The 21252-nt window shown below is 69.5% G+C and carries 13 protein-coding genes; 7 read left to right on the top strand and 6 right to left on the bottom strand.

Going from position 1 to position 21252, the window contains the following annotated elements; all coding sequences use genetic code 11:
- Window positions 1-13: 13 nt before the first annotated feature.
- On the bottom strand, window positions 14-1405 hold the full coding sequence (locus KOI47_RS25150) for a carbohydrate-binding protein (protein WP_216208242.1): 1392 nt from the start codon (window positions 1403-1405) through the stop codon (window positions 14-16).
- A 476-nt stretch (window positions 1406-1881) separates the two neighbouring features.
- Here KOI47_RS25150 and gltB point away from each other — a divergent pair, with 476 nt between their 5' ends.
- From gltB to KOI47_RS25125, 5 genes are all read left to right on the top strand, one after another.
- Window positions 1882-6450, top strand: coding sequence for a glutamate synthase large subunit (gene gltB, locus KOI47_RS25145; RefSeq protein ID WP_216208241.1), 4569 nt, complete (start codon window positions 1882-1884; stop codon window positions 6448-6450).
- Window positions 6443-7951 carry a glutamate synthase subunit beta gene (locus tag KOI47_RS25140; RefSeq protein WP_216208240.1) on the top strand — a complete coding sequence of 503 codons (1509 nt, stop codon included), beginning with the start codon at window positions 6443-6445 and terminating at the stop codon, window positions 7949-7951. Before gltB ends, KOI47_RS25140 begins: the two co-directional genes overlap by 8 nt.
- 77 nt (window positions 7952-8028) lie before the next feature.
- Window positions 8029-9078: a substrate-binding domain-containing protein gene (locus KOI47_RS25135; RefSeq protein ID WP_216208237.1), complete on the top strand. Its 1050-nt coding sequence runs from the start codon at window positions 8029-8031 to the stop codon at window positions 9076-9078.
- A 102-nt stretch (window positions 9079-9180) separates the two neighbouring features.
- Window positions 9181-10209 (top strand): hydroxyacid dehydrogenase, encoded by a 1029-nt coding sequence (locus KOI47_RS25130; RefSeq protein WP_232376237.1) that lies wholly within the window; start codon window positions 9181-9183, stop codon window positions 10207-10209.
- The gene (locus tag KOI47_RS25125) at window positions 10206-12104 is read left to right on the top strand and encodes a DUF2264 domain-containing protein (RefSeq protein WP_232376236.1); all 1899 of its coding nucleotides are present in this window, start codon (window positions 10206-10208) and stop codon (window positions 12102-12104) included. The genes KOI47_RS25130 and KOI47_RS25125 overlap by 4 nt, the downstream gene beginning before the upstream one ends.
- On the opposite strand, the gene KOI47_RS25120 is transcribed toward KOI47_RS25125, so the two are convergent.
- From KOI47_RS25120 to KOI47_RS25100, 5 genes are all read right to left on the bottom strand, one after another.
- On the bottom strand, window positions 12085-13092 hold the full coding sequence (locus KOI47_RS25120) for a LacI family DNA-binding transcriptional regulator (RefSeq protein ID WP_216208234.1): 1008 nt from the start codon (window positions 13090-13092) through the stop codon (window positions 12085-12087). The two genes, KOI47_RS25125 and KOI47_RS25120, sit on opposite strands and share 20 nt — an antisense overlap.
- Window positions 13093-13147: 55 nt before the next feature.
- On the bottom strand, window positions 13148-14479 hold the full coding sequence (locus KOI47_RS25115; protein ID WP_216208231.1) for a GH1 family beta-glucosidase: 1332 nt from the start codon (window positions 14477-14479) through the stop codon (window positions 13148-13150).
- Window positions 14476-15303, bottom strand: coding sequence for a carbohydrate ABC transporter permease (locus KOI47_RS25110; RefSeq protein WP_456318999.1), 828 nt, complete (start codon window positions 15301-15303; stop codon window positions 14476-14478). The genes KOI47_RS25115 and KOI47_RS25110 overlap by 4 nt, the downstream gene beginning before the upstream one ends.
- Window positions 15300-16172, bottom strand: a complete 873-nt coding sequence (locus tag KOI47_RS25105; protein WP_216217536.1) for a carbohydrate ABC transporter permease — start codon at window positions 16170-16172, stop codon at window positions 15300-15302. Before KOI47_RS25105 ends, KOI47_RS25110 begins: the two co-directional genes overlap by 4 nt.
- A 166-nt stretch (window positions 16173-16338) precedes the next feature.
- A complete protein-coding gene (locus KOI47_RS25100; RefSeq protein ID WP_216208226.1) occupies window positions 16339-17625 on the bottom strand; it encodes an extracellular solute-binding protein in 1287 nt (428 codons plus the stop codon).
- Window positions 17626-17927: 302 nt separating this feature from the next.
- On the opposite strand from KOI47_RS25100, the gene KOI47_RS25095 reads away from it, so the two are divergent.
- Together KOI47_RS25095 and KOI47_RS25090 are read left to right on the top strand one after the other, a co-directional pair.
- On the top strand, window positions 17928-20135 hold the full coding sequence (locus KOI47_RS25095) for a glycoside hydrolase family 9 protein (RefSeq protein ID WP_216208223.1): 2208 nt from the start codon (window positions 17928-17930) through the stop codon (window positions 20133-20135).
- 93 nt (window positions 20136-20228) lie between these two features.
- Window positions 20229-21179 carry a glycoside hydrolase family 6 protein gene (locus KOI47_RS25090; RefSeq protein ID WP_232376234.1) on the top strand — a complete coding sequence of 317 codons (951 nt, stop codon included), beginning with the start codon at window positions 20229-20231 and terminating at the stop codon, window positions 21177-21179.
- Window positions 21180-21252 lie beyond the last annotated feature (73 nt).

Raw genomic sequence — 21252 nt, 5'->3', positions numbered from 1 at the left:
CCCTCTCGGTGGGTTAGTGCTTGAAGGTGAACCAGTCGACGTTGACGAAGTCGGCGGGCTGACCGCTGGTGAAGGTCAGGTACACGTCGTGCACCCCGGTGACCGCGTCGATGTTGGCCGGCACCTCGCGCCAGCTCTGCCAGCCACCGGTGTTGCCGATGGCGAAGCTGCCGACCGGCTGACTGGTCGGGCTGTCCAGCCGGACCTCGACCAGTCCGCTCACCCCGCCACCGGCCCCGGAGGCGGCGCGGGCGACGAACTGCCGCGCAGGGGTGCTGCCGAAGTCGATGCCGGAGTACCGCGCCCAGTCGCCGTTCGCCGCGGAACCGATGTGCGAGCCGTAGTTGTTCAGCCCGGACTGGTCGGAGAAGTTCTCGGCCTGCAGGGTGGAGTAGGCGTCACCGCCGCCGGGCGGGTCACCGGGATCACCGGGGTCGCCGTCCCCGCCGCGGGTCCACACCGCGACGTAGTCCACCACCATCGGATGGCCGGGTACGGTCGCGGCGGTCGGGGTCTGGAACCCGGCGACCCCGTCCGGGAACGCGCCGCCCATCGCGACGTTCAGCAGGATGAAGTACCCGGCATGGGTGGTCATCTGGTTCCAGGTGTCCGCGGGCAGCTGGTCCTGGCGCACGCTGTGGTACTGCTGGCCGTCCACGTACCAGCGCAGCTCGCCGACCGAGCCGCTGCTGTCCCATTCGAACCGGTAGGTGTGGAACGCCGACTGGCAGCTCGCGCCGGGGCAGGGGCGGCTGGCGCCGATGCCGTTGTTCTCGTTGCACGGGCCGCCGGGCGCGGTTCCACAGTGGAGCACCGCCCACACCTGGTTCAGCCCGTTGACGTTCTCCATGATGTCGAACTCGCCGATCCCGGGCCAGTTCCAGTAGTTGCCACGGTAGGGCGAGCCGAGCGCCCAGAAGGCGGGCCAGTAGCCAAGCGCAGCCGAGCCGGTCACGTTCGGGACCTGGAGCCTGCCCTCGATCCGCAGCACGCCGTCATCCGGTGGCCGGAAGTCGCCCCGCTGCGTTTCGATCCGGGCCGAGGTCCAGTTGCCCGCGCCGTCCCGGCGCGGGGTGATCCGCAGGTTGCCGGAGCCGTCCAGGCTGATGTTCGCGGGATCGTCGGTGTGCCGGGCGATCTCGCCGGTGCCCCAGTTGGCCGGGCCGCCGGGGTAGTTGTGCCCGAGGTCGAAGATCCAGTTCTCCGAGGATGGCAGGGAGCCTGCCGGGCCGGTGAAGTCGTCGCTCCACTCCAGGTTCCAGCCGGGATCCGGTGGCGGTACCGAGGCCTGTGCCGACGGCGCCACCAGGGGGACCGTGATCAGCAGTGCGACGGCGGCTCCGGTGGCTCCGAGCCGCCTGCGCCGGGTGTGTGGTGGGGACATGTGCAGGGGAGAGGTGGGCATGGTGGTGACCTCCTTGTCACGCCCAAGCCGGACAAAAGATTTTGCTGCGATATAGGAAAGCGCTCTCATGCTCGGATGTCAACGCCCCAGCCGGAGTTGATGTTGATCGGGGGGCCGGGACTCCGGGCGGGCCGGATGCCGCCGGGGCTATACTGAGGGGACCTGACCACTCGGATCCCATCAGGGACACCGTCGTTCCCGGAGGGTTATGCACGATCCAGGAGACGGGGGCCGCCCGGAGGGAGGCTCCTGGCGCCTGGATGCGAGGTGACTCGCGGACGGCAGCCGTACGTGCGGTCGTGCATAACACTCTTTCGATAGGACGCAGCAGCCAGATCGTTACCGCTCAACAGGTTGATTCCGGGCGGCGAATGGGTGCTGCCATGTTTCCGGGATGTTAAAGTCGCGCTCACGACCGGGCCATCGTCGTCCCGTGCGCAGCACGAACGAGGCACGACGACGAAGGAGGTCCCGCCATGATCTTCTCCGCCATCCCCGACCGGAACGGTCTCTACGACCCCCGCACCGAACAGGATTCCTGCGGCGTCGCCATGGTTGCCGACGTCCGTGGCCGGCGCTCGCACCGGATCGTCACCGACGGCCTCGCCGCGCTGACCAACCTGGATCATCGTGGTGCCGCGGGAGCCGAGCCGACCAGCGGCGACGGTGCCGGGATCCTGCTGCAGCTGCCCGATGAGCTGCTGCGTGCGGAGGTGGACTTCGCGCTGCCGGAGCCGGGTGGCTACGCCGCCGGGCTGGTCTTCCTGCCTACCGACGCCGAGCACCGGCACAAGGCCGTGGAGCTGGTGGAGCGGATCGCCGAGGAGGAACACCTCGAGGTCCTCGGCTGGCGGGAGGTGCCCACCGATGTGGAGGCCGCCGGAATCGGGCCGACGGCGCGGTCGGTCATGCCGCATTTCGCGATGGTGTTCCTGGCAGGCGAGCCGGACGGCGCCGGGAACCGGCCGAGCGGGCTCGACCTGGACCGGATGGCGTTCTGCCTGCGCAAGCGGGCCGAGCACGCCAGCAGGAACCGGGCGCAGGACGAGACCGAGGGCATCTACTTCCCCTCACTGTCCGCACGCACCATCGTCTACAAGGGGATGGTCACCCCCGAGCAGCTGCCAGCCTTCTTCACCGATCTCGCCGACGAGCGGCTGGCCAGCGCCATCGCGCTGGTGCACAGCCGGTTCTCCACCAACACTTTCCCCTCCTGGCCGCTGGCGCACCCGTTCCGCTTCGTCGCGCACAACGGCGAGATCAACACGATCCGTGGCAACCGCAACCGGATGCGGTCCAGGGAGGCGCTGCTGGAGACGGGGCTGATTCCCGGCGACCTCACCCGGCTGTACCCGGTGTGCGCGCCGGAGGTCTCCGACTCGGCCTCCTTCGACGAGGTGCTCGAGCTGCTGCATCTCGGCGGGCGCAGCCTGCCGCACTCGGTGCTGATGATGATCCCGGAGGCGTGGGAGAACCACGCGACCATGGACCCGCGGCGACGGGCCTTCTACCAGTTCCACGCCAGCCTGATGGAGCCGTGGGACGGCCCTGCCTGCGTGACCTTCAGCGACGGCACCCTGGTCGGCGCGGTGCTGGACCGCAACGGGCTGCGTCCGGCGCGCTGGTGGCGCACCGCGGACGACCGGGTGGTGCTGGCCAGCGAGGCCGGGGTGCTGGACATCCCGCCCGCGGAGGTGGTGGCCAAGGGCAGGCTGAAGCCGGGCCGGATGTTCCTTGTGGACACCGGGGCGGGCCGGATCGTGGATGACGACGAGGTCAAGTCGGAGCTGGCCGCCGAGCTGCCCTACGAGGAGTGGCTGCATGCCGGGCTGCTCAGCCTCGCCGAGCTGCCCGACCGGGATCATGTCGTGCAGACGCATGCCTCGGTGCTGCGCAGGCAGCTCGCCTTCGGCTACACCGAGGAGGAGCTGAAGATCCTGCTGGCGCCGATGGCCTCGGCCGGTGCGGAGCCGGTCGGGTCGATGGGCACCGACACGCCACCTGCGCCGCTGTCGCGACGATCCCGGCTGCTCTACGACTACTTCAAGCAGAACTTCGCCCAGGTGACCAACCCGCCACTGGACGCGATCCGGGAGGAGCTGGTCACCTCGATGAGCCGGATCATGGGGCCCGAGCAGAACCTGCTGGAGCCGGGGCCCGCCTCCTGCAGGCACATTCAGCTGCCCTGCCCGGTGATCGACAACGACGAGCTGGCCAAGCTGATCCATGTCAACGACGACGGTGACCTTCCCGGCTTCTCCTGTACCGTCCTGTCCGGACTGTATGAAGTAGACGGTGGAGCGCAGGCGCTCGCCGAGGCCGTCGAGCGGGTACGGCGGGAGGCTTCCGAGGCCATCGCGTCCGGGGCGCGCACGCTGGTGCTCTCCGACCGCGACTCCGATCACCGGATGGCGCCGATTCCCTCGCTGCTGCTGGTCTCCGCGGTGCACCACCACCTGGTACGCACCAAGGAACGGCTACGGGTCGCGCTGGTGGTGGAGAGCGGGGACGCCCGCGAGGTGCACCACATCGCGCTGCTGCTCGGCTACGGCGCCGCGGCGGTCAACCCGTACCTGGCCTTCGAGACCATCGAGGACCTGATCAGCCAGGGCGCTATCACCGGGATCGAGCCCGCGAAGGCCATCCGCAACTACGTACAGGCACTGGTCAAGGGCGTGCTGAAGATCATGTCCAAGATGGGCATCTCCACCGTGGGGGCCTACACCGCGGCACAGGTGTTCGAGTCCTTCGGGCTGTCGGCCGACCTGCTGGACGAGTACTTCACCGGTACCAGCTCCAAACTCGGCGGGGTCGGGCTCGAGGTGCTCGCCGAGGAGGTGGCGGTGCGGCACCGGCGGGCCTACCCGGACAACCCCACCGCGCGGGTGCACCGCGGGCTGGAGACCGGCGGGGAGTACGCCTACCGCCGCGAGGGCGAGCTGCACCTGTTCACCCCGGAGACGGTGTTCCTGTTGCAGCACGCCAGTAAGACCCGCCGCGACGAAGTATATAGGTCCTATGTGGACGAAGTGCACCGGCTGAACCGGGAGGGCGGCGCGCTGCGCGGGATGTTCTCCTTCCGCGCCGGGGGACGTGAGCCGATTCCGGTGGAAGAGGTCGAGTCCGTGGACTCGATCTGCCGCCGGTTCAACACCGGCGCGATGTCCTACGGCTCTATCTCGATGGAGGCGCACCAGACCCTGGCCATCGCGATGAACCGGATCGGCGGCAGGTCCAACACCGGCGAGGGCGGCGAGGACGCCGAGCGGCTGTACGACCCGGAGCGGCGCAGCTCGATCAAGCAGGTCGCGAGTGGACGGTTCGGGGTGACCAGCGAGTACCTTGTGCACGCCGACGACATCCAGATCAAGATGGCGCAGGGCGCCAAGCCGGGCGAGGGCGGGCAGTTACCGCCGAACAAGGTGTACCCGTGGATCGCCCGCACCCGGCACTCCACGCCGGGCGTCGGGCTGATCTCCCCGCCGCCGCACCACGACATCTACTCGATCGAGGATCTCGCCCAGCTGATCCACGACCTGAAGAACGCCAACGAGCGCGCGCGGATCAGCGTCAAACTGGTCAGTTCACTCGGGGTCGGCACGGTCGCCGCCGGGGTGTCCAAGGCGCATGCCGACGCGGTGCTGATCTCCGGGCACGACGGGGGCACCGGTGCCTCCCCGATGAACTCGCTCAAACATGCCGGCACGCCGTGGGAGATCGGGCTGGCCGAGACCCAGCAGACCCTGCTGCTGAACGGCCTGCGGGACCGGATCGTGGTGCAGGTGGACGGCGGCATGAAGACCGGAAGGGACGTGGTGGTCGCCGCGCTGCTGGGCGCGGAGGAGTACGGCTTCGCCACCGCTCCGCTGATCGTGGCAGGCTGCGTGATGATGCGGGTGTGCCATCTGGACACCTGCCCGGTGGGCGTAGCCACGCAGAGCCCTGAGCTGCGCAAGCGCTACACCGGACAGGCCGAGCACGTGGTCAACTACTTCCGGTTCGTGGCGCAGGAGGTCCGGGAGTTGCTGGCGGAGCTGGGTTTCCGGTCGCTGGACGAGGCGATCGGCCGGGCCGACGTGCTGGACACCGACGAGGCGGTCCGGCACTGGAAGGCGAGCGGGCTGGATCTGGAGCCGATCTTCACCATGCCCGTGAACACCCCATACGGCGGATCCCGGCGCAAGGTGCGCGAGCAGGACCACGGGCTCGAGCATGCGCTGGACCGGACCCTGATCCAGCTCGCCGAGGCCGCGCTGGAGGACGCGCACCGGGTGAACATCGAACTGCCGGTGCGCAATGTGAACCGGACCGTGGGCACCCTGCTCGGCTCGGAGATCACCCGCCGCTACGGCAGCGCGGGCCTGCCACCGGACACGATCCGGGTGACGCTCACCGGGTCGGCCGGGCAGTCCCTTGGCGCCTTCCTGCCCCCGGGGATCACCCTGGACCTGGTCGGGGACGCCAACGACTACGTCGGCAAGGGCCTCTCCGGCGGACGGATCATCGTCCAGCCCGCCGCCGACGCGGCCTTCGCCGCCGAGCGGCAGGTCATCGCGGGCAACACCATCGCCTACGGGGCTACCGGCGGGGAACTGTTCCTGCGCGGCCAGGTCGGGGAACGGTTCTGTGTGCGCAACTCCGGCGCCCTCGCCGTCGTGGAGGGCGTCGGCGACCACGCCTTCGAGTACATGACCGGGGGCCGGGCGGTGGTGCTCGGGCCGACCGGCCGCAACCTCGCGGCCGGGATGTCCGGCGGGGTGGCCTATGTGCTGGACCTGGACCGGGCAAGGGTCAACGACACCATGGTGGAGCTGCAGGTCCCCGACTCGGCGGATCTCGCCTGGCTGAAGGAGGTCGTCCGGCGACATCACGACGCGACCGGCTCGGCCGTCGCGGCCTCGCTGCTTGGCGACTGGCCACGGCGCGCGGCCTCGTTCACCAAGGTGATGCCGCGGGACTACCAGCGTGCGCTGGCCGCGGCGCAGGCGGCACGCGCGGCGGGCCGCGATGTCGACGAGGCGATGATGGAGGCGGCTCGTGGCTGACCCGACCGGTTTCCTCAAGTACGAACGCCAGGAGCCGCCGAAGCGGCCGAAGGACGAGCGGGTGCACGACTGGCAGGAGGTGTACGCCGACCCTGGCCAGGAGGAGCGCAATGAGCAGGTGCGGGTGCAGGCCGGCCGGTGCATGGACTGCGGCATCCCGTTCTGCCACTCCGGCAGCGCGGGCTGCCCGCTGGGCAACCTGATCCCGGAGTGGAACGACCTGGTGCGCCGCGGGGACTGGTCCGAGGCCAGTGAGCGGCTGCACGCGACGAACAACTTCCCCGAGTTCACAGGGAAGCTGTGTCCCGCGCCGTGCGAGGCCGGCTGCGTGCTGTCCATCTCCCCGCTGGCAGGCGGGCCGGTGGCGATCAAGCGGGTCGAGGCCACCATCGCCGACCAGGCATGGGAGGCCGGATACGTGCGCCCGCAGTCCGCCGCGCTGGCCTCCGGGCAGCGGGTGGCGGTTGTCGGCTCCGGCCCGGCCGGGCTGGCCGCGGCCCAGCAGCTGACCAGGGCGGGGCATGAGGTCACCGTCTTCGAGCGGGACGACCGGCTCGGCGGGCTGCTGCGGTACGGCATCCCGGAGTTCAAGATGGAGAAGAAGGTGCTGGACCGCAGGCTGGCGCAGCTGCGCAAGGAGGGCACCACCTTCGTGACGCATTGCGAGGTCGGCGTCGACCTGACGGTGGCGGACCTGCGGGAGCGGTTCGACGCGGTGGTGCTGGCCGTGGGCGCCCTGCGCGGGCGGGACGACACCATCACCCCTGGCAGGCAGCTCGCCGGGGTGCACCTGGCCATGGAGCATCTGGTGCCTGCCAACAAGCAGTGCGAGGGCGACGGGCCGACGCCGATCGACGCCGCGGGTAAGCATGTGGTGATCATCGGGGGCGGGGACACCGGCGCGGACTGCTACGGCACCGCGACCCGGCAGGGCGCGCTCTCGGTCACCCAGCTCGACCAGTACCCGCTGCCCCCTTCCACCAGGGACGACGAGCGGTCGCCGTGGCCGACCTGGCCGTACATCCTGCGTACCTACCCGGTGCACGAGGAGACCGGGGAGCGCAGGTTCGCGGTGGCGGTGAAACGGTTCCTCGGCGACGGGCACGGCAGGGTGCGGGCGATCGAGCTGCAGCAGGTGCGGGTCGGCAGGAACGCCGAGACCGGGCGCCGCGAGGTCGTGCCGACCAGCGACGAGGTCGAGGAGCTCCCCGCCGACCTGGTGCTGCTGGCCATCGGGTTCGAAGGTGTCGAGCACATGCGCCTGCTGGCGGACCTCGACCTCACGCTGAGCCCGCGCGGCACCGTGTCCTGCGGGCCGGACTGGCAGACCTCGGCGCCGGGGGTGTTCGTCTGTGGCGACGCGCACCGCGGCGCCTCACTGATCGTGTGGGCCATCGCGGAGGGCCGCTCGGTCGCGCACGCGGTCGACTCCTATCTCACCGGTGCCTCGGAACTGCCCGCACCCGTACATCCCACCGCCCTGCCGCTCGCCGCGATCTGACGGGTGCGCACCGCGTGCGATCGATATGCTGCTGATCGAACGATCATTGGAACGGCGTCGATCGCGAGGGGGACGGGATGCGCGAGACGAGCGAGGCTCGGCGCGATCGGATCGCGGCGATCGTTCGATCCCGGGGTTCGGTCCGGGTGCGCGAGCTGGCCACCGAGCTGGAGGTATCGGTGGTCACCGCGCGCCGGGACGTGGAGGAGCTGGCTCGGGTCGGCCGGCTCCGCCGTGGGCACGGCGTGGCGCGCTCGCTCACCGACCGGCACGAAACCGGGGGTGACGGACCGCTGGTCGCGCTGGTGATTCCGGAGCGGCACACCTACCTGCACGAGACCATGAACGGGGCGCGTGCCGCGCTGGAGGAGGCCGGGCTGCGGGTCGCGCTGCACATCGTGCCGCGGTTGATCGGCGCGGACCGCCCGATCGTCGAGCAGGCGCTCGCCGACGGCGCGTGCGGACTGGTGATCGCACCGCACTGGCGCACCGCCGCCGCGGAGGCGGTCGACCATGCCTGGCTGGCCGACACCGGGGTACCGACCGTGCTGATGGAGCGCAGGCCCCGCCGTGGCAACCCGCTGTACACCATGGATTCCGCCTGCTCGGACCACTGGTATGGGATGCATCTCGCGGTGGATCACCTGCTGGCGCTGGGCCACCGGCGGATCGTGCTGGCCGCGCGGGACGACAGCCCGACCGCACGTGCCCTGCGCCGGGCGTTCACCGGGATCGTCGCGACCAGGGTGCAGATCCAGGACTGGACTGTGCTGCTCAGCGTCTCGGACGAGGGGCCTGCCCCGCTCGCGACGGTGCTGCGCGAGCGGGCGGCCACCGCCGCCGTGCTGCACAGCGACGAGGACGCGCTCATGCTGGTCCAGCAGCTCACCGACGAGGGCCTGCGGGTGCCCCAGGACTGCTCGGTGGTGGCCTACGACGATGTGGTGGCCGGGCTCGGCAGCGTCCCACTGACCACGGTGTCCCCGCCGAAGGCCGAGGTCGGGCGGGTGGCGGCCGAGCTACTGCTCCGCCGGCTCGGTGAGCCGGCCACCGCCCGCCCCTGGCCGGCGCGGCGGGTCGAGCTGCTGCCCGAGCTGACGATCCGGGAGTCCACTCAGCGGCTGTGATCGTTTGATCGAATTTTCGATTTACGGTCTTTCGATCGGAATATTGACCTGAATCGCTCAACCGATCAGTATGGGCGGTAACGAACGAACGCAGGGAGTCGGATGCGCACGATGCCGAGTCATGGTCACCGACCGCCCACCGCCCTCGCCATGGCGCCGGATGCCGCAGCGGCCGTGCTCACCCCGGACACGCTGCGACTGCTGGGACAGGTCTGCGAGCTGCTGCCCGGTCCGGTGCTGGACGACTTCGCCACCGATCCCGCCCGCTCGGTGCTGCGCAGGGCCGAGGTGCTGGTCACCGGTTGGGGGTGCGCACCGGTGGACGAGGAGGTGCTGGCCGAAGCTCCCCGGCTGCGGGCCATCGTGCACACCGCCGGATCGGTGCGTGGTCACGTCACCCAGGCATGCTGGGACCGCGGCATCGCGGTGTCCTCGGCGGCCACGGCCAACGCACTGCCCGTCGCCGAGTACACCGTGGCCATGATCCTGCTCGCCGGCAAGCGGGTGCTGGAGCGGGCGGCGCGTTTCCGCGCGGTCCGGCAGGCGGAGGACTGGTTGAACGTTCCCAGGGAGGTCGGCAACTTCGGCCGTACGGTGGGCATCCTGTCCGCCTCGCTGATCGGCAGGCGGGTGATCGAACTGCTGCGACCGTATGACCTGCGGGTGTTGCTGCACGATCCCTACGTCACCCCGGAGGAGGCGGCGGAGCTCGGTGCGCAGGCGGTCGGCATCGGCGAGTTGTTCGCGCGTAGTGACGTGGTCAGCGTGCACACCCCGCTGCTGCCGGCCACTCGTGGCCTGGTCAGCCGGAACCTGATCGCCACGATGCGCCCGGACGCCGTGCTGATCAACACCGCGCGGGGCGCGGTGGTCGACCAGGACGCGCTCACCGAGGCCGCGGTCAGTGGCAGGGTGCGCGTGGTGCTGGACGTCACCGAGCCGGAGGTGCTACCTCCTGATCATCCACTGTGGACATGCGATCACGCGCTGATCACCCCGCATCTCGCCGGCTCCCAGGGCAACGAGTGGGACCGGCTCGCCGACCTCGCCGTAGCTGAACTCGGCCGCTGGGCAGCCGGGATCGGTTTCGCCCACCCGGTCCGGCCGGAGCACCTGGCGAGGTCGGCGTGAGCGGTTTGCGGCTGCCTGCCGAGGATCGGGACCTCAGCCCGCACACCGGATACACCCGGGCACACTGGGAGTCCGCGGCCGACGGGCTGCTGGCCGCGGCGTGGCGCTGGGCCACCCCGCGCGGGGCGCTGCTGGACCTGCCGGGCAGACCGTCCGCGAACGGGGTCCGCTCGGACGGGCTCGAAGGGTACGCCCGCACGTTCCTTGCCGCCGGGTTCCGGATCGCCGGCGCCGGCGGTGACGATCCGCACGGGTGGCTCGAACGGTACGCGGACGGGCTCGCGGCCGGTACCCGCACGCCGGGCCGCCAGGACGCGGAGTCCTGGCCGCCGATCCTCGATCATCACGTCCGGGGTCAGCCGATGGTGGAGTCCGCGTCGGTAGCCCTCGGCCTGCGGCTGACCCGGCCGTGGCTGTGGGACCTGCTGGATGCGGGAGCGCGGGACCGGGTCGAGGAGTGGTTGCGGGGCGCGCTGCGCCACCTGCCGTCCCCTAACAACTGGTACCTCTTCCCGTTCACCGTGGCCGGGTTCCTCGAGTCGGTCGGCCGTGGTGACGCCGAGACCGCCAGGGCCAGGGCGCGGGCCGGTGAGCTGCTGGAGACCTGGTACCGCGGGGACGGCTGGTACACCGACGGGGACGGCCGCGCCTTCGACCACTACAACGGCTGGGCCCTGCATTTGTACCCGGTGCTCGACGCCCACCTGGCCGGGGACTCCGCCGGCCGGTACGGTGACCGGTTGCGGGAACACCTGGCGGGCTTCTCCCTGCTGTTCGGCTCCGACGGAGCACCGATCCACTTCGGACGGTCGCTGACCTACCGGTTCGCGGCCGCATCCGCGGTGGCGCTGGGAGCGGTCACCGGACACACCCCGCTCGCCCCTGGAACGTCCCGGCGACTGCTCAGCGGGGCGTTGCGGTACTTCCTCGATCGCGGTGCCGTCGGTACCGACGGGTTGCTCAGCCCTGGCTGGCACGGTCCGCACGAGGCGACGCTCCAGTTCTACTCCGGCCCGGCCTCGCCGTACTGGGCAGCCAAGGCTTTCGCCTGCATGCTCGTGCCCGCTGATGATCCACTGTGGACAAACCGGGAGGAGCCGGCGCCGAGCGAGACCGCGGACCAGGCGCTGACGCTGCCCGCCCCCGGCTTTCTGGTGCAGAGCACCTGCGCCGATGGGGTGGTGCGGTTGCACAACCACGGCAGCGATCATCTGCCACCGCACGAGGGCGAGTCCGCCCCGGACGATCCGCACTACGGCAGGCAGGCCTACTCCACCCGCACCGGCCCCACCGCGATCGGCAACGTGCCGGACAACCACCTGTGCGTGGTCTACCAGGGGTTGCGCAGCGTCCGCCGCCGGATCCACCCGCTCGGTACCGGGCAGGGCGAGGGCTGGGGCTGGGCGGCCTCCTGGCACCGGCCGGTGTTCCCTGGCGGCGCGCCCGCAGTGCCGGGGCTGCGGGTGGAGAGCGTCACCGTGGCCAGGGGACGGCTGGAACTGCGGGTACACCGCGTGGTCGGCGCTCCGCCTGGTGCCGAGGTGGAGCAGACCGGCTGGGCGACCGGCCCCGACGAGCCCGTGAGTTCCCTGCTGTACCCGCTGCACGGCTGGACCGGGCAGCAGCAGGCGCGGGCGCCGCAAGGCACCGCCTACGCCACCTGGGCGCGGGTGCCGCGGCTGACCGCGGAGTCGACCGGAACGGCGGTGTACGCGGCCTTGGCCGTACTCACCGCGGAACCCGGCACCGAGACGGTCGCCGGGGCCGCCCAGGTCGTCGAGGTCACCGCCGAACCCGACGGGATCGGTGTGCGGTGGGCCGAGGACGGCTCGCTCACCCGGATCCGCTTCGGCCCGCTCACCGTGCGGACCGAGTTCAGGCGGAGTCCCGGATGACGAGCTCGGTGGGCAGGATGAGCGGGGTCGGTCGCTCGCCTTCGATGAGCCGGACGAGCACCCTGGTCATCTCCCGGCCCAGCGCCTCGATCGGCTGGCGGACGGTGGTGAGCGCGGGTTGGGTGTGCTGTGCCGTCACGATGTCGTTGAACCCGACGACCGCGATCTCGCCCGGTACCTCGTGGCCCCGGTCGCGCAGCACGGTCAGCGCGCCTGCCGCCATGGCGTCGGATGCGACGAACACCGCGTCCAGGTCGGGGTGCTCGTCGAGCAGCCGCACCATTCCCTTCGCCCCGCTGGCCTCGCTGAAGTCGCCGTGCGCCACCCTGGTGTCGGCCAGCCCGGCCAGCGCCATCGCCTCGCGGAAGCCGAGGTAGCGGGAGACACCGACATGCATGTCCAGGGGGCCGGTCACGGTGCCGATGTTCCGCCTGCCCCGCGCGATGAGGTGCTCCACGGCCTGATGTGCCCCGCCCCGGTTGTCGGCGTCCACGTACCACTGGGGGGTCCGGTCCAGCGAACGTCCGCCGTGCACCACCGGAACGCCGCTGTCCTCGGCCATCCTGGACAGCGGATCGTTCTCCCGCAAAGCCAGCAGCATGACCCCGTCGGCGCCCCGGGACTGCAGGATGCGGGCGAACCGCTCCCTGCCGCGCTCGGAGGCGGCCAGTACCAGCAGCAACTCGAGGTCGGTCTCCTCGATCATGGCGTTCACGCCGGTGATCACCTCGGCGAAGAACAGGTTGGCGAACAGCGCCGGATCGTCGCTGGAGATCGCGAGTACGACCGCGCCCCTGCGCTGGGTGGCCAGTGAGCGGGCCGAGGTGTTCGGGACATACCCGAGTTCCTCGATTGCCCGCTCGACCGCCTGCCGTGCCTTCTTGCTGACGTGCTGGGCGTTGTTGATCACTCGGGACACGGTGCCGGTGGAGAGGCCGGCACGCTGCGCCACCTCCTCGAGGGTGGGTGGCCGGTCACTTTTCGTCATGCCCGACCCCCTGTTCCGCAGCGTGCCCAACCGACAATAGCAACCCTGCAAGCGTTCACAGGCCGCCCCGGGCGATGACGTCCGCGTACCACCGGGCGCTGTCCTTCAACGTGCGCCGCTGCGTGGCGTAGTCCACGTGCACGATCCCGAACCGCTGCGCGAAACCGAAGGCCCACTCGAAGTTGTCCAGCAGGGACCAGACGAAGTACCCGCGCAACGGCACGCCCTGCTCGATCGCCTCGGCGCAGGCTCGCAGATGTCCGTCCAGGTACGAGACCCGCGCGGCGTCGTGCACCGCCTCGTCGAAGGCGGCGCCGTTCTCCGTCACGTACAGCGACTGCGCGGGGTAGTCGCGGCGCAGCCGCAGCAGCAGGTCGAGCAATCCGCGTTCGTCGATCTCCCAGCCCATGGTGGTGCGGGGTCTTCCGTTGTCCCGCATGCCCACGTGCGGCGAGCCGACGTACGGTGAGGCCGTCGGTTCGCCGGGCTCACTCTCGCCTGCGACCACCATGGGTGAGTAATAGTTGATGCCAAGGAAGTCCAGCGGGGCGGCGATGGTCTTCAGGTCGCCGTCCAGGACGTGCTCCAGGTCGGAGATCCCGGCGAGGTCGGCCCGCACGTCCTCCGGGTAGGCGGCGTGCAGCAGCGGGTCGAGGAAGAACCGGTTCTGCATGCCGTCGATGCGGCGGGCGGCGTCCCGGTCGGCCACGGAGTCGGTGTGCGGCGATACCTGGGTGAGGTTGAGCGTGATGCCGACCGGCGTCTCGGGCATGGCCTGCACGGCGAGCCCGTGGCCCAGCAGCAGGTGGTGCGCGGCGCGCAGGGCCGCGGCGGGTTCCCTGCGGCCGGGGGCGTGCCTGCCGCTGGCATAGCCGAGGAAGGCCGAGCACCACGGTTCGTTCAGCGTGGTCCAGTGGGTGATCCGGTCGGCGAGGGCGTCGTGCACGGCGGCCGCGTACTCGGCGAACCGGGCGGCGGTGTCCCGCTCGGGCCATCCACCCGCGTCCTCGAGGGGTTGCGGGAGATCCCAGTGGTAGAGCGTGGGCCACGGCTGGATTCCCTGCTCCAGCAGGGCATCGGTCAGTCGCCGGTAGAAGTCGAGTCCGCGCTGGTTGATCGGCCCGGAACCGGCTGGCTGGACTCGCGGCCAGGCGATGGAGAAGCGGTATGCCTCCAGCCCGAGCCCGGCCATCAACGCCACGTCCTCGCGGTAGCGGTGGTAGTGGTCGGCCGCGACCGCACCGGTGTCTCCATTGTCCACTGTGCCCGGTGTGGCGGCAAAGGTGTCCCAGATAGACGGTCCACGCCCGTCCTCGGCGACCGCGCCCTCGATCTGGTAGCTCGATGTCGCCGCGCCCCAGAGAAAGCCGGACTCGAAGGTGGTCACGCTTTGACAGCTCCTTCCATGATGCCGCCGACGATCTGCTTGCCGAACAGGACGAAGACGAGTAGCAGCGGCAAGGTGGCGATGAGTGCTCCGGTGAACATCAGGGTGTAGTCGGTGTAGTAGGTGGTGGACAGCTGACTGAGGGAGAACTGCACGGTCGGGTTGTCCGCCTCGAGAACGGCCAGTGGCCACAGGAACTCGTTCCAGGTAGCCATGAAGGTGAACAGGCCGAGGACCGCGGCACCCGGCCGCAGTGCGGGCAGCACCACGGTCCAGTAGATCCGGAAGGTGCTGCAGCCGTCCACCCGTGCGGCCTCGAGCAACTCGTCCGGAACGGCGCGCTCGGCGTACTGCCGCATCAGGAAGACCCCGAACGCGGAGACCAGGAACGGTACGATGACCGCTTCCAGCTCGTTCTGCCAGCCGAGTTCCACCATGATCATGTACAGCGGGATGATCCCCATCTGGACCGGGATCATCATGGTGGCCAGGATGATCACCAGCAGCGCGTTGCGGCCACGGAACTTCAGCTTGGCGAAGGCGAACCCGGCGAGCGAGCTGAAGAACACCACCGACACCGTGACGACCACCGAGGCGATCGCCGAGTTGATCAGCCCGGTGAGGAAGTTGGCCTGCTCGGCCGCGAACAGCCTGGCGATGTTGTCGCCGAGGTTGCCGCCGGGCAGCAGCGGTGGCGGCCAGTCGCCGACCACGTCGTTGGTCCGGGTGGCCACCACGAACAGCCAGTACAGCGGGAAGGCCGACAGCACGACCGCCACGATCAGGGTGCCGTAGATCAGCACGGGGGATTTGCGCACGGCTATTTCCCCTTTCGCATGACGAGGAAGTTGATCAGGGCGAGGAGCATGATCAGTACGAAGATCATCCACGCCACGGCCGAGCCGTACCCGTAGTCGAAATCCCGGAAGGCCTTCTCGAACATGTACATCGACAGCGTCTGGAACTGGCGCAGGCTACCGCCGGAAATGGCGTAGCTGCCCTGACCGAAGATCAGTGGTTCGGTGAACAGCTGCATCCCCGCGATGGTGGAGATGATCACGGTGAAGATGATCGCCGGCCGGATCATCGGGACGGTGATGCTCCAGAACTGCCTGATCCGGGAAGCACCGTCGACGGTGGCCGCCTCGTACAGGTCCCGCGGGACCGACTGCATGGCGGCCAGATAGATCAGGGCGTTGTAGCCGGTCCAGCGCCAGTTGACCATGGTGGAGATCGCGATCCAGGATGACCACTTGTCCGCGCGCCAGTCCACCGCGTCCACGCCGATCAGGCCGAGCATTCCGTTGACCATGCCCGCGTCCCGGTCGTAGATCTGGCTGAACACGATGCCGATCGCGGCGACCGAGGTCACGATCGGAAGCAGCACGCCAACCCGGAGGAAGGTGAGCCTGCGCAGCCCCTGGTTCAGCAGGCTGGCCAACACCAGCGCGATCAGCAGCTGCGGCACCGTTGCCAGTACGAGCATGCCGAGCGTGTTGATCGTCGCGTTCCAGAAGTTGGGGTCGTCGAACAGCTCGAGGTAGTTCTCGAAGCCGATGAACGTGCCCGATCCACCCATGCTCCACTGATGCAGGGAAACCCATGCGGTGTAGACGAGTGGGAACAGCCCGAAGATCCCGAAGATCACGAAGAAGGGCGCGACGAAAAGGTACGGCGACCACTTCGTGTCCATCCTGCCGAGGAAGTTGCCGAGCCTGCGCCGTGGCGGCGGTGCGGAACCGCTGTTCTTCCCGGTACGTTCGGCCGTTCCCGGCCGCAGATCAATCACCAACGTATGTCCTTTGTGGATATAAGGTGGGGCGCGGCTGCTGGGCAGGCCGCGCCCCACCGCTCCCCGGTCAGTTCACCAGGCGTTTGGCGTCCTCGACAGCCTTCTTCCATGCCTCGTCCGGGCTGAGTTTGCCCTGCTCCACGGCAACCAGCGCGTTGCTGACCCGGTCACCGATCGGATTGTTGTCCGGGCCCAGGTACACGGGCTGGATGGCCTTCGCGCTCTCCCCGAAGATCTTCCCGACCGGTGCGTTGTTGAAGTAGTCGTTGGTGAAGTTCTGTACTGCGGGGTCGTCGATGGCTTGCGGCGAGGAGGGGAAGTTGTTCTTCGACTTGAACGCCGCGATCTGACCCTCGGGACTGGTCAGGAACTTCACCAGCTCGGCTGCCTCCGCCTGGTGCTCGCTCTGCGTGGGCACGGCGAGGAACGAGCCACCGCGGACGGCACCGTCACCGGGCACCTTGGCGACGTCCCACTTGTCCGCGTTCTCCGGGCCGGACTGTTTCTCGATCGTGCCGAGCATCCACGAGGGGCACGGGATCGTCGCGAACTTTCCGTTCTTGAACCCGGCGTTCCACTGCGGACTCCACGGTTCGATGTTGGCGGAGAGTCCGGACTCGACCATGTCGATGGTCATGTCCCATGCGGTGCGGACGGCCGGATTGCTGTCGATCACCAGGTTGTTGCTGGTGTCGTAGTAGGTGTGGTCGCCCTGCTGCATCAGGATGTTCTGGTAGATGCCGTTGGAGGAGTCGAAGAAGTGTGCGCCGGTGCCCCCGTTGAGAAACCGCTTGCCGGTGGCGAGGTAGTCCTCCCAGGTCGGCCATAGTTCACCAACCGCCTCCCGGTCGGTAGGCAGACCGGCCGCGGCGAACAGGTCGGTGCGGTAGCACATGCCCTGCGCTCCGATATCGGTGCCAAGGCCGACGAGCTTGTTGCCGTCCGGGGTCAGTGCCTGCTGCCACTTCCAGTCCAGGAAGTTGGATTCCAGCTCGGCGGCCCCGTGGTCGAACAGGTTCACGAAGTGCTGCGGGTTGGCCATGAACTGGCTGAGGATGCCCTCCTCCAGCGCGACCACATCGCCCGCGCCCTCGCCGGTCGCGATCCACTGTTGCAGCTTGGGCAGGTAGTCGCCCAGCTTGCCGATGTTCTCCTCCTCGATCGAGATGTCCGGATGGGACGCCTCGTACTCCGCGAAGAGCTGCTCGTAGCCGAACTGGCTGAAAGTCTTGACGACCAGGGTCGTCTTCCCCGGCTCGGCCGAGTCCTCGGCCTCCCCGCCACAGGCGCTGGTTGCCGCCAGCGCGCCGGCGAGCGCGGTCGCGAGCAGCGTCCGCCTCAGTCGAACAGGCATGTAGTACCTCCAGTCAGCTCGCCGTCCCGGAAGCGATAACAAGCCAGGATCGCTGTTCGGGACTCAATAGAAACACCGTTCACCTGCTGCGACGCTGCGGCCAGTGCCGGTGTTGACACTCTTCGTTCATCAAGAATTGGAAGCGCTTACAGGAGCGTAACCCGTCGGACATACCGCTGTGAAGGGGGCGGCGCAAGGGAGTTGGATCGGGTGAGACCGTTGACACGCCAGGCCGGTGCGGTGACCATATCGGACTACTGACGCTGCGGCGGGCCGGAACCCTGCTACCAGAGAGGCCCGGTATGTCCGTCCCCCTCAGGCTGGCATCGGCCTGCCTTTCCCTCGTGTTCGTGGCCGGACTGGCCACTCCCGCGCATGCCGATGGCTACGAGCGGGTGCTCAACGGAACCTTCGACGGCACGAAGAGTCCATGGTGGAGCAGCGGCAACACGCCGTCCCGGGTCGAGGACGGCCGGCTGTGTGCCGATGTCCCCGCCGGCACCATGAACCCGTGGGACTCGATGATCGGCCAGAACGACATCCCGCTGGAGGCCGAGCAGCCCTACACCCTGCGGTTCACCGCATCGGCCTCGGTGGAGGTCACCATCCGCACCGCCGTACAGCTGGCACACGAGCCACACACCGGGACGCTCGACGGGCAGGTGGCGCTGACCGGCCAGCCGCGTACCTTCGAGTTCACCGGCACCTCCACCGTGGCGACCAGGCACGCCCAGCTGTCCTTCCAGACGGGCGGTGCCCAGCAGCCGTATACCTTCTGCGTGGACGATGTGTCACTGACCGGCGGGGCGATCCCACCGGGGGGTGGCCGGGACTTCGGTTCGCCGGTACGGGTCAACCAGCACGGATACTCCGCTTCGGGACCGAAGCGGGCGTCCATTGTCGACTCGTCGACGCGGCCGGTGCCGTGGACAGTGCGGGATGATGAAGGGGCGATCGTCGCGAAGGGCCGCACCCGGGTGCGCGGCGACGACCCCATGTCGGGCGACCATGTGCACGTCGCCGACTTCTCCCGGATCCGCAAGACCGGAAGCGGTTACACGCTGTCGGTCGGTGCCGAGGTCAGCGCGCCCTTCGACATCCTGGACAACCCCTATGACCAGCTACGCCGGGACGCGCTGGCGTACTTCTACCACAGCCGCAGCGGCATCCCGATCGAGGAGAAGTACGTCGGCGCGGAGTACGCCAGGCCCGCGGGGCATCTCGGGGTCGAGCCGAACACGGGGGACACCGATGTCCCCTGCCTTCCTGGGACCTGCGACTACAGCCTGGACGTGCGCGGTGGCTGGTACGACGCTGGTGATCACGGCAAGTACGTGGTGAACGGTGCGTTGGCCGCGTGGCAGCTGATGGACCTCTACGAGCGTTCCCTGTGGAACGGCGACTTCGAGGGGGTGCGCGACGGCCTGCTGCGGATTCCCGAGCGGCACAACGGCGTCCCCGACGTTCTCGACGAGGCGCGCTGGCAGCTGGAGTTCCTGCTGCGGATGCAGGTACCCGAGGGAAAACCGCTGGCAGGCATGGTGCACCACAAGATCCACGACGCGGCTTGGACGCCGCACCCGACGCTGCCCCATGAGGACGCCCAGCCGCGCTATCTGCACCCGCCGTCCACCGCAGCCACGCTGAACCTGGCCGCTGCGGGCGCCCAGTGCGCGCGGATCTGGCGGTTCCGGGACCGGGAGTTCGCCGAACGCTGCCGCACCGCGGCCGAGACCGCGTGGCAGGCCGCCCGGCGGCACCCCGAGCGATACGCCCCGGCCGAGAGCGTCGGTGGCGGGCCCTACGACGACACCGACGTGCGGGACGAGTTCTCCTGGGCCGCCGCCGAGCTGTACGCGAGTACCGGCGACTGGAAGTACCTGCGTTTCGTCGACACCGAGCTGACCGAGGAAGGGTTCTTCTGGAAGGAGACCGGCGGGCTGGCCGATCTGACCATCGTCCGGCTGCCGTGGCGATTCCCGCTGTGGGACTACCTCGCCGCGCGCAAGCGCGTGCTCGATGTCGCCGACGAGTACCTGCGTGACCTGCGGGCCCAGGGCTACCCCAACCCCTCCATGCCTGCGGACGGCAAGCACGCCTGGGGCTCGACCAGCGCCACCACCACGGCCATGATGATCATGGCAACCGCCTACGACCTCAGTCACCGGCGCGGCTACCGGGACGCGGTCGTGGAGTCGATGGACTACCTGCTCGGCCGCAACGCCCTGAACCAGTCCTTCGTCAGCGGGTACGGCGAGCGGGCCAGCCGCAACCAGCACCACCGGCACTGGGCGAACCAGGTGGACCCCTCGCTGCCCCATCCGCCACCGGGGGCGATGGCCGGCGGACCCAACTCCGGCCTGCAGGATCCGGTGGCGCAGCAGAACCTGCGTGGCTGTGCCCCGGCAACCTGCTACATCGACGACATCGGCTCCTGGTCCACCAACGAGGTGGCCATCAACTGGAACTCGTCCCTCGCCTGGGTGGCGGCGTTCGTCGACTCCCAGTAATCACCGCCGCGGCGCCGCCCCGGAGGGGCGAATGGGGCGGCGCCGAATCATGGGCCCCGCGGCAGCCCACCCCTCAGGAAAGGTGAATCCACAATGGCGTGGACAGTTCGCCGTGCGGCGATCCTGCTATCCCTGCTCACCTTGCTCATGGCGACGACCACCCCGGTGGCCGCCGCGAACCCGATCGAAGCGACGAACGGGTTCTACGTCTATCCCGGCTCCGCACCCGCCACGTGGGTCAGGAGCAACCCCGACGACCCGCGGGCGGCGCGGATCAGCGCGGAGATCGGTGACCGGCCGATCGCGCGCTGGTTCGGCAACGCGAGCGATATCGGCAGTGTGGTCGCCAGCCACGTCGGCAGGGCGCACAGCCACGGCCTGCTACCGGTGCTGGTTGCCTACAACCTCCCCGGCCGGGACGCCTGTGGTGGCCACTCCGGCGGTGGTGCGGGCAGTGTCGGTGCCTACCGCACCTGGATCGCGAGCTTCGCGGCCGGGATCGGGGACCGGCCGGCCGTGGTGGTCATCGAGCCGGACGCACTCGGTGACTTCGCCTGCATGGACGACACGGCCATCGAGGAACGTCTCGGCATGCTCCGCTACGCCACCGAGAAGTTCATGCAGAAGGCCCCCAACACCTGGGCCTACCTGGACGGCGGCAACGTCGGCTGGGTGGCGGCCGGGACGATGGCCGACCGGCTGGACGCCGCCGGGGTCCGCAACATCCGCGGCTTCGCGGTCAACGTGTCGAACTACTACACCACCGCCGCCTCGCTGGACTATGCCGGTTCGGTGAACGCGGCCCTCGGGTACTCCGCAGGGTTCGTGGTGGACACCAGCCGCAACGGCCACGGCTCGAACGGGCAGTGGTGCAACCCGCCCGGCCGCAAGCTGGGCACGTCACCGCAGGTGGGCGGCGGCGCCGACATGCTGCTGTGGGTCAAGACCCCTGGCAACTCGGACGGGGAGTGCGGCATCGCTCCGGACACGCCAGCGGGCCAGTTCGACCCCGAACTCGCCGACCGGCTGATTGACGGCAGCTGACCCGTGGTCGGGGCGCCGGCGCCTCCCGCACCCACCGGCGTCCCGACCGCATCCCCCTGGGCTGTACTGTAAG

This window comes from Amycolatopsis aidingensis, assembly GCF_018885265.1.
Classification (GTDB): Bacteria; Actinomycetota; Actinomycetes; order Mycobacteriales; family Pseudonocardiaceae; genus Amycolatopsis; species Amycolatopsis aidingensis.
This window is presented reverse-complemented; position numbering and strand designations above follow the sequence as displayed.

Bases quoted from the DNA above. Each gene is read 5' to 3' on its own strand.
- KOI47_RS25150 (WP_216208242.1), bottom strand. From the start codon at position 1,405: ATGCCCACCTCTCCCCTGCACATGTCCCCACCACACACCCGGCGCAGG.
- gltB (WP_216208241.1), top strand. From the start codon at position 1,882: ATGATCTTCTCCGCCATCCCCGACCGGAACGGTCTCTACGACCCCCGC.
- KOI47_RS25135 (WP_216208237.1), top strand. From the start codon at position 8,029: ATGCGCGAGACGAGCGAGGCTCGGCGCGATCGGATCGCGGCGATCGTT.
- KOI47_RS25130 (WP_232376237.1), top strand. From the start codon at position 9,181: ATGCGCACGATGCCGAGTCATGGTCACCGACCGCCCACCGCCCTCGCC.
- KOI47_RS25120 (WP_216208234.1), bottom strand. From the start codon at position 13,092: ATGACGAAAAGTGACCGGCCACCCACCCTCGAGGAGGTGGCGCAGCGT.
- KOI47_RS25105 (WP_216217536.1), bottom strand. From the start codon at position 16,172: ATGGACACGAAGTGGTCGCCGTACCTTTTCGTCGCGCCCTTCTTCGTG.
- KOI47_RS25100 (WP_216208226.1), bottom strand. From the start codon at position 17,625: ATGCCTGTTCGACTGAGGCGGACGCTGCTCGCGACCGCGCTCGCCGGC.
- KOI47_RS25095 (WP_216208223.1), top strand. From the start codon at position 17,928: ATGTCCGTCCCCCTCAGGCTGGCATCGGCCTGCCTTTCCCTCGTGTTC.
- KOI47_RS25090 (WP_232376234.1), top strand. From the start codon at position 20,229: ATGGCGTGGACAGTTCGCCGTGCGGCGATCCTGCTATCCCTGCTCACC.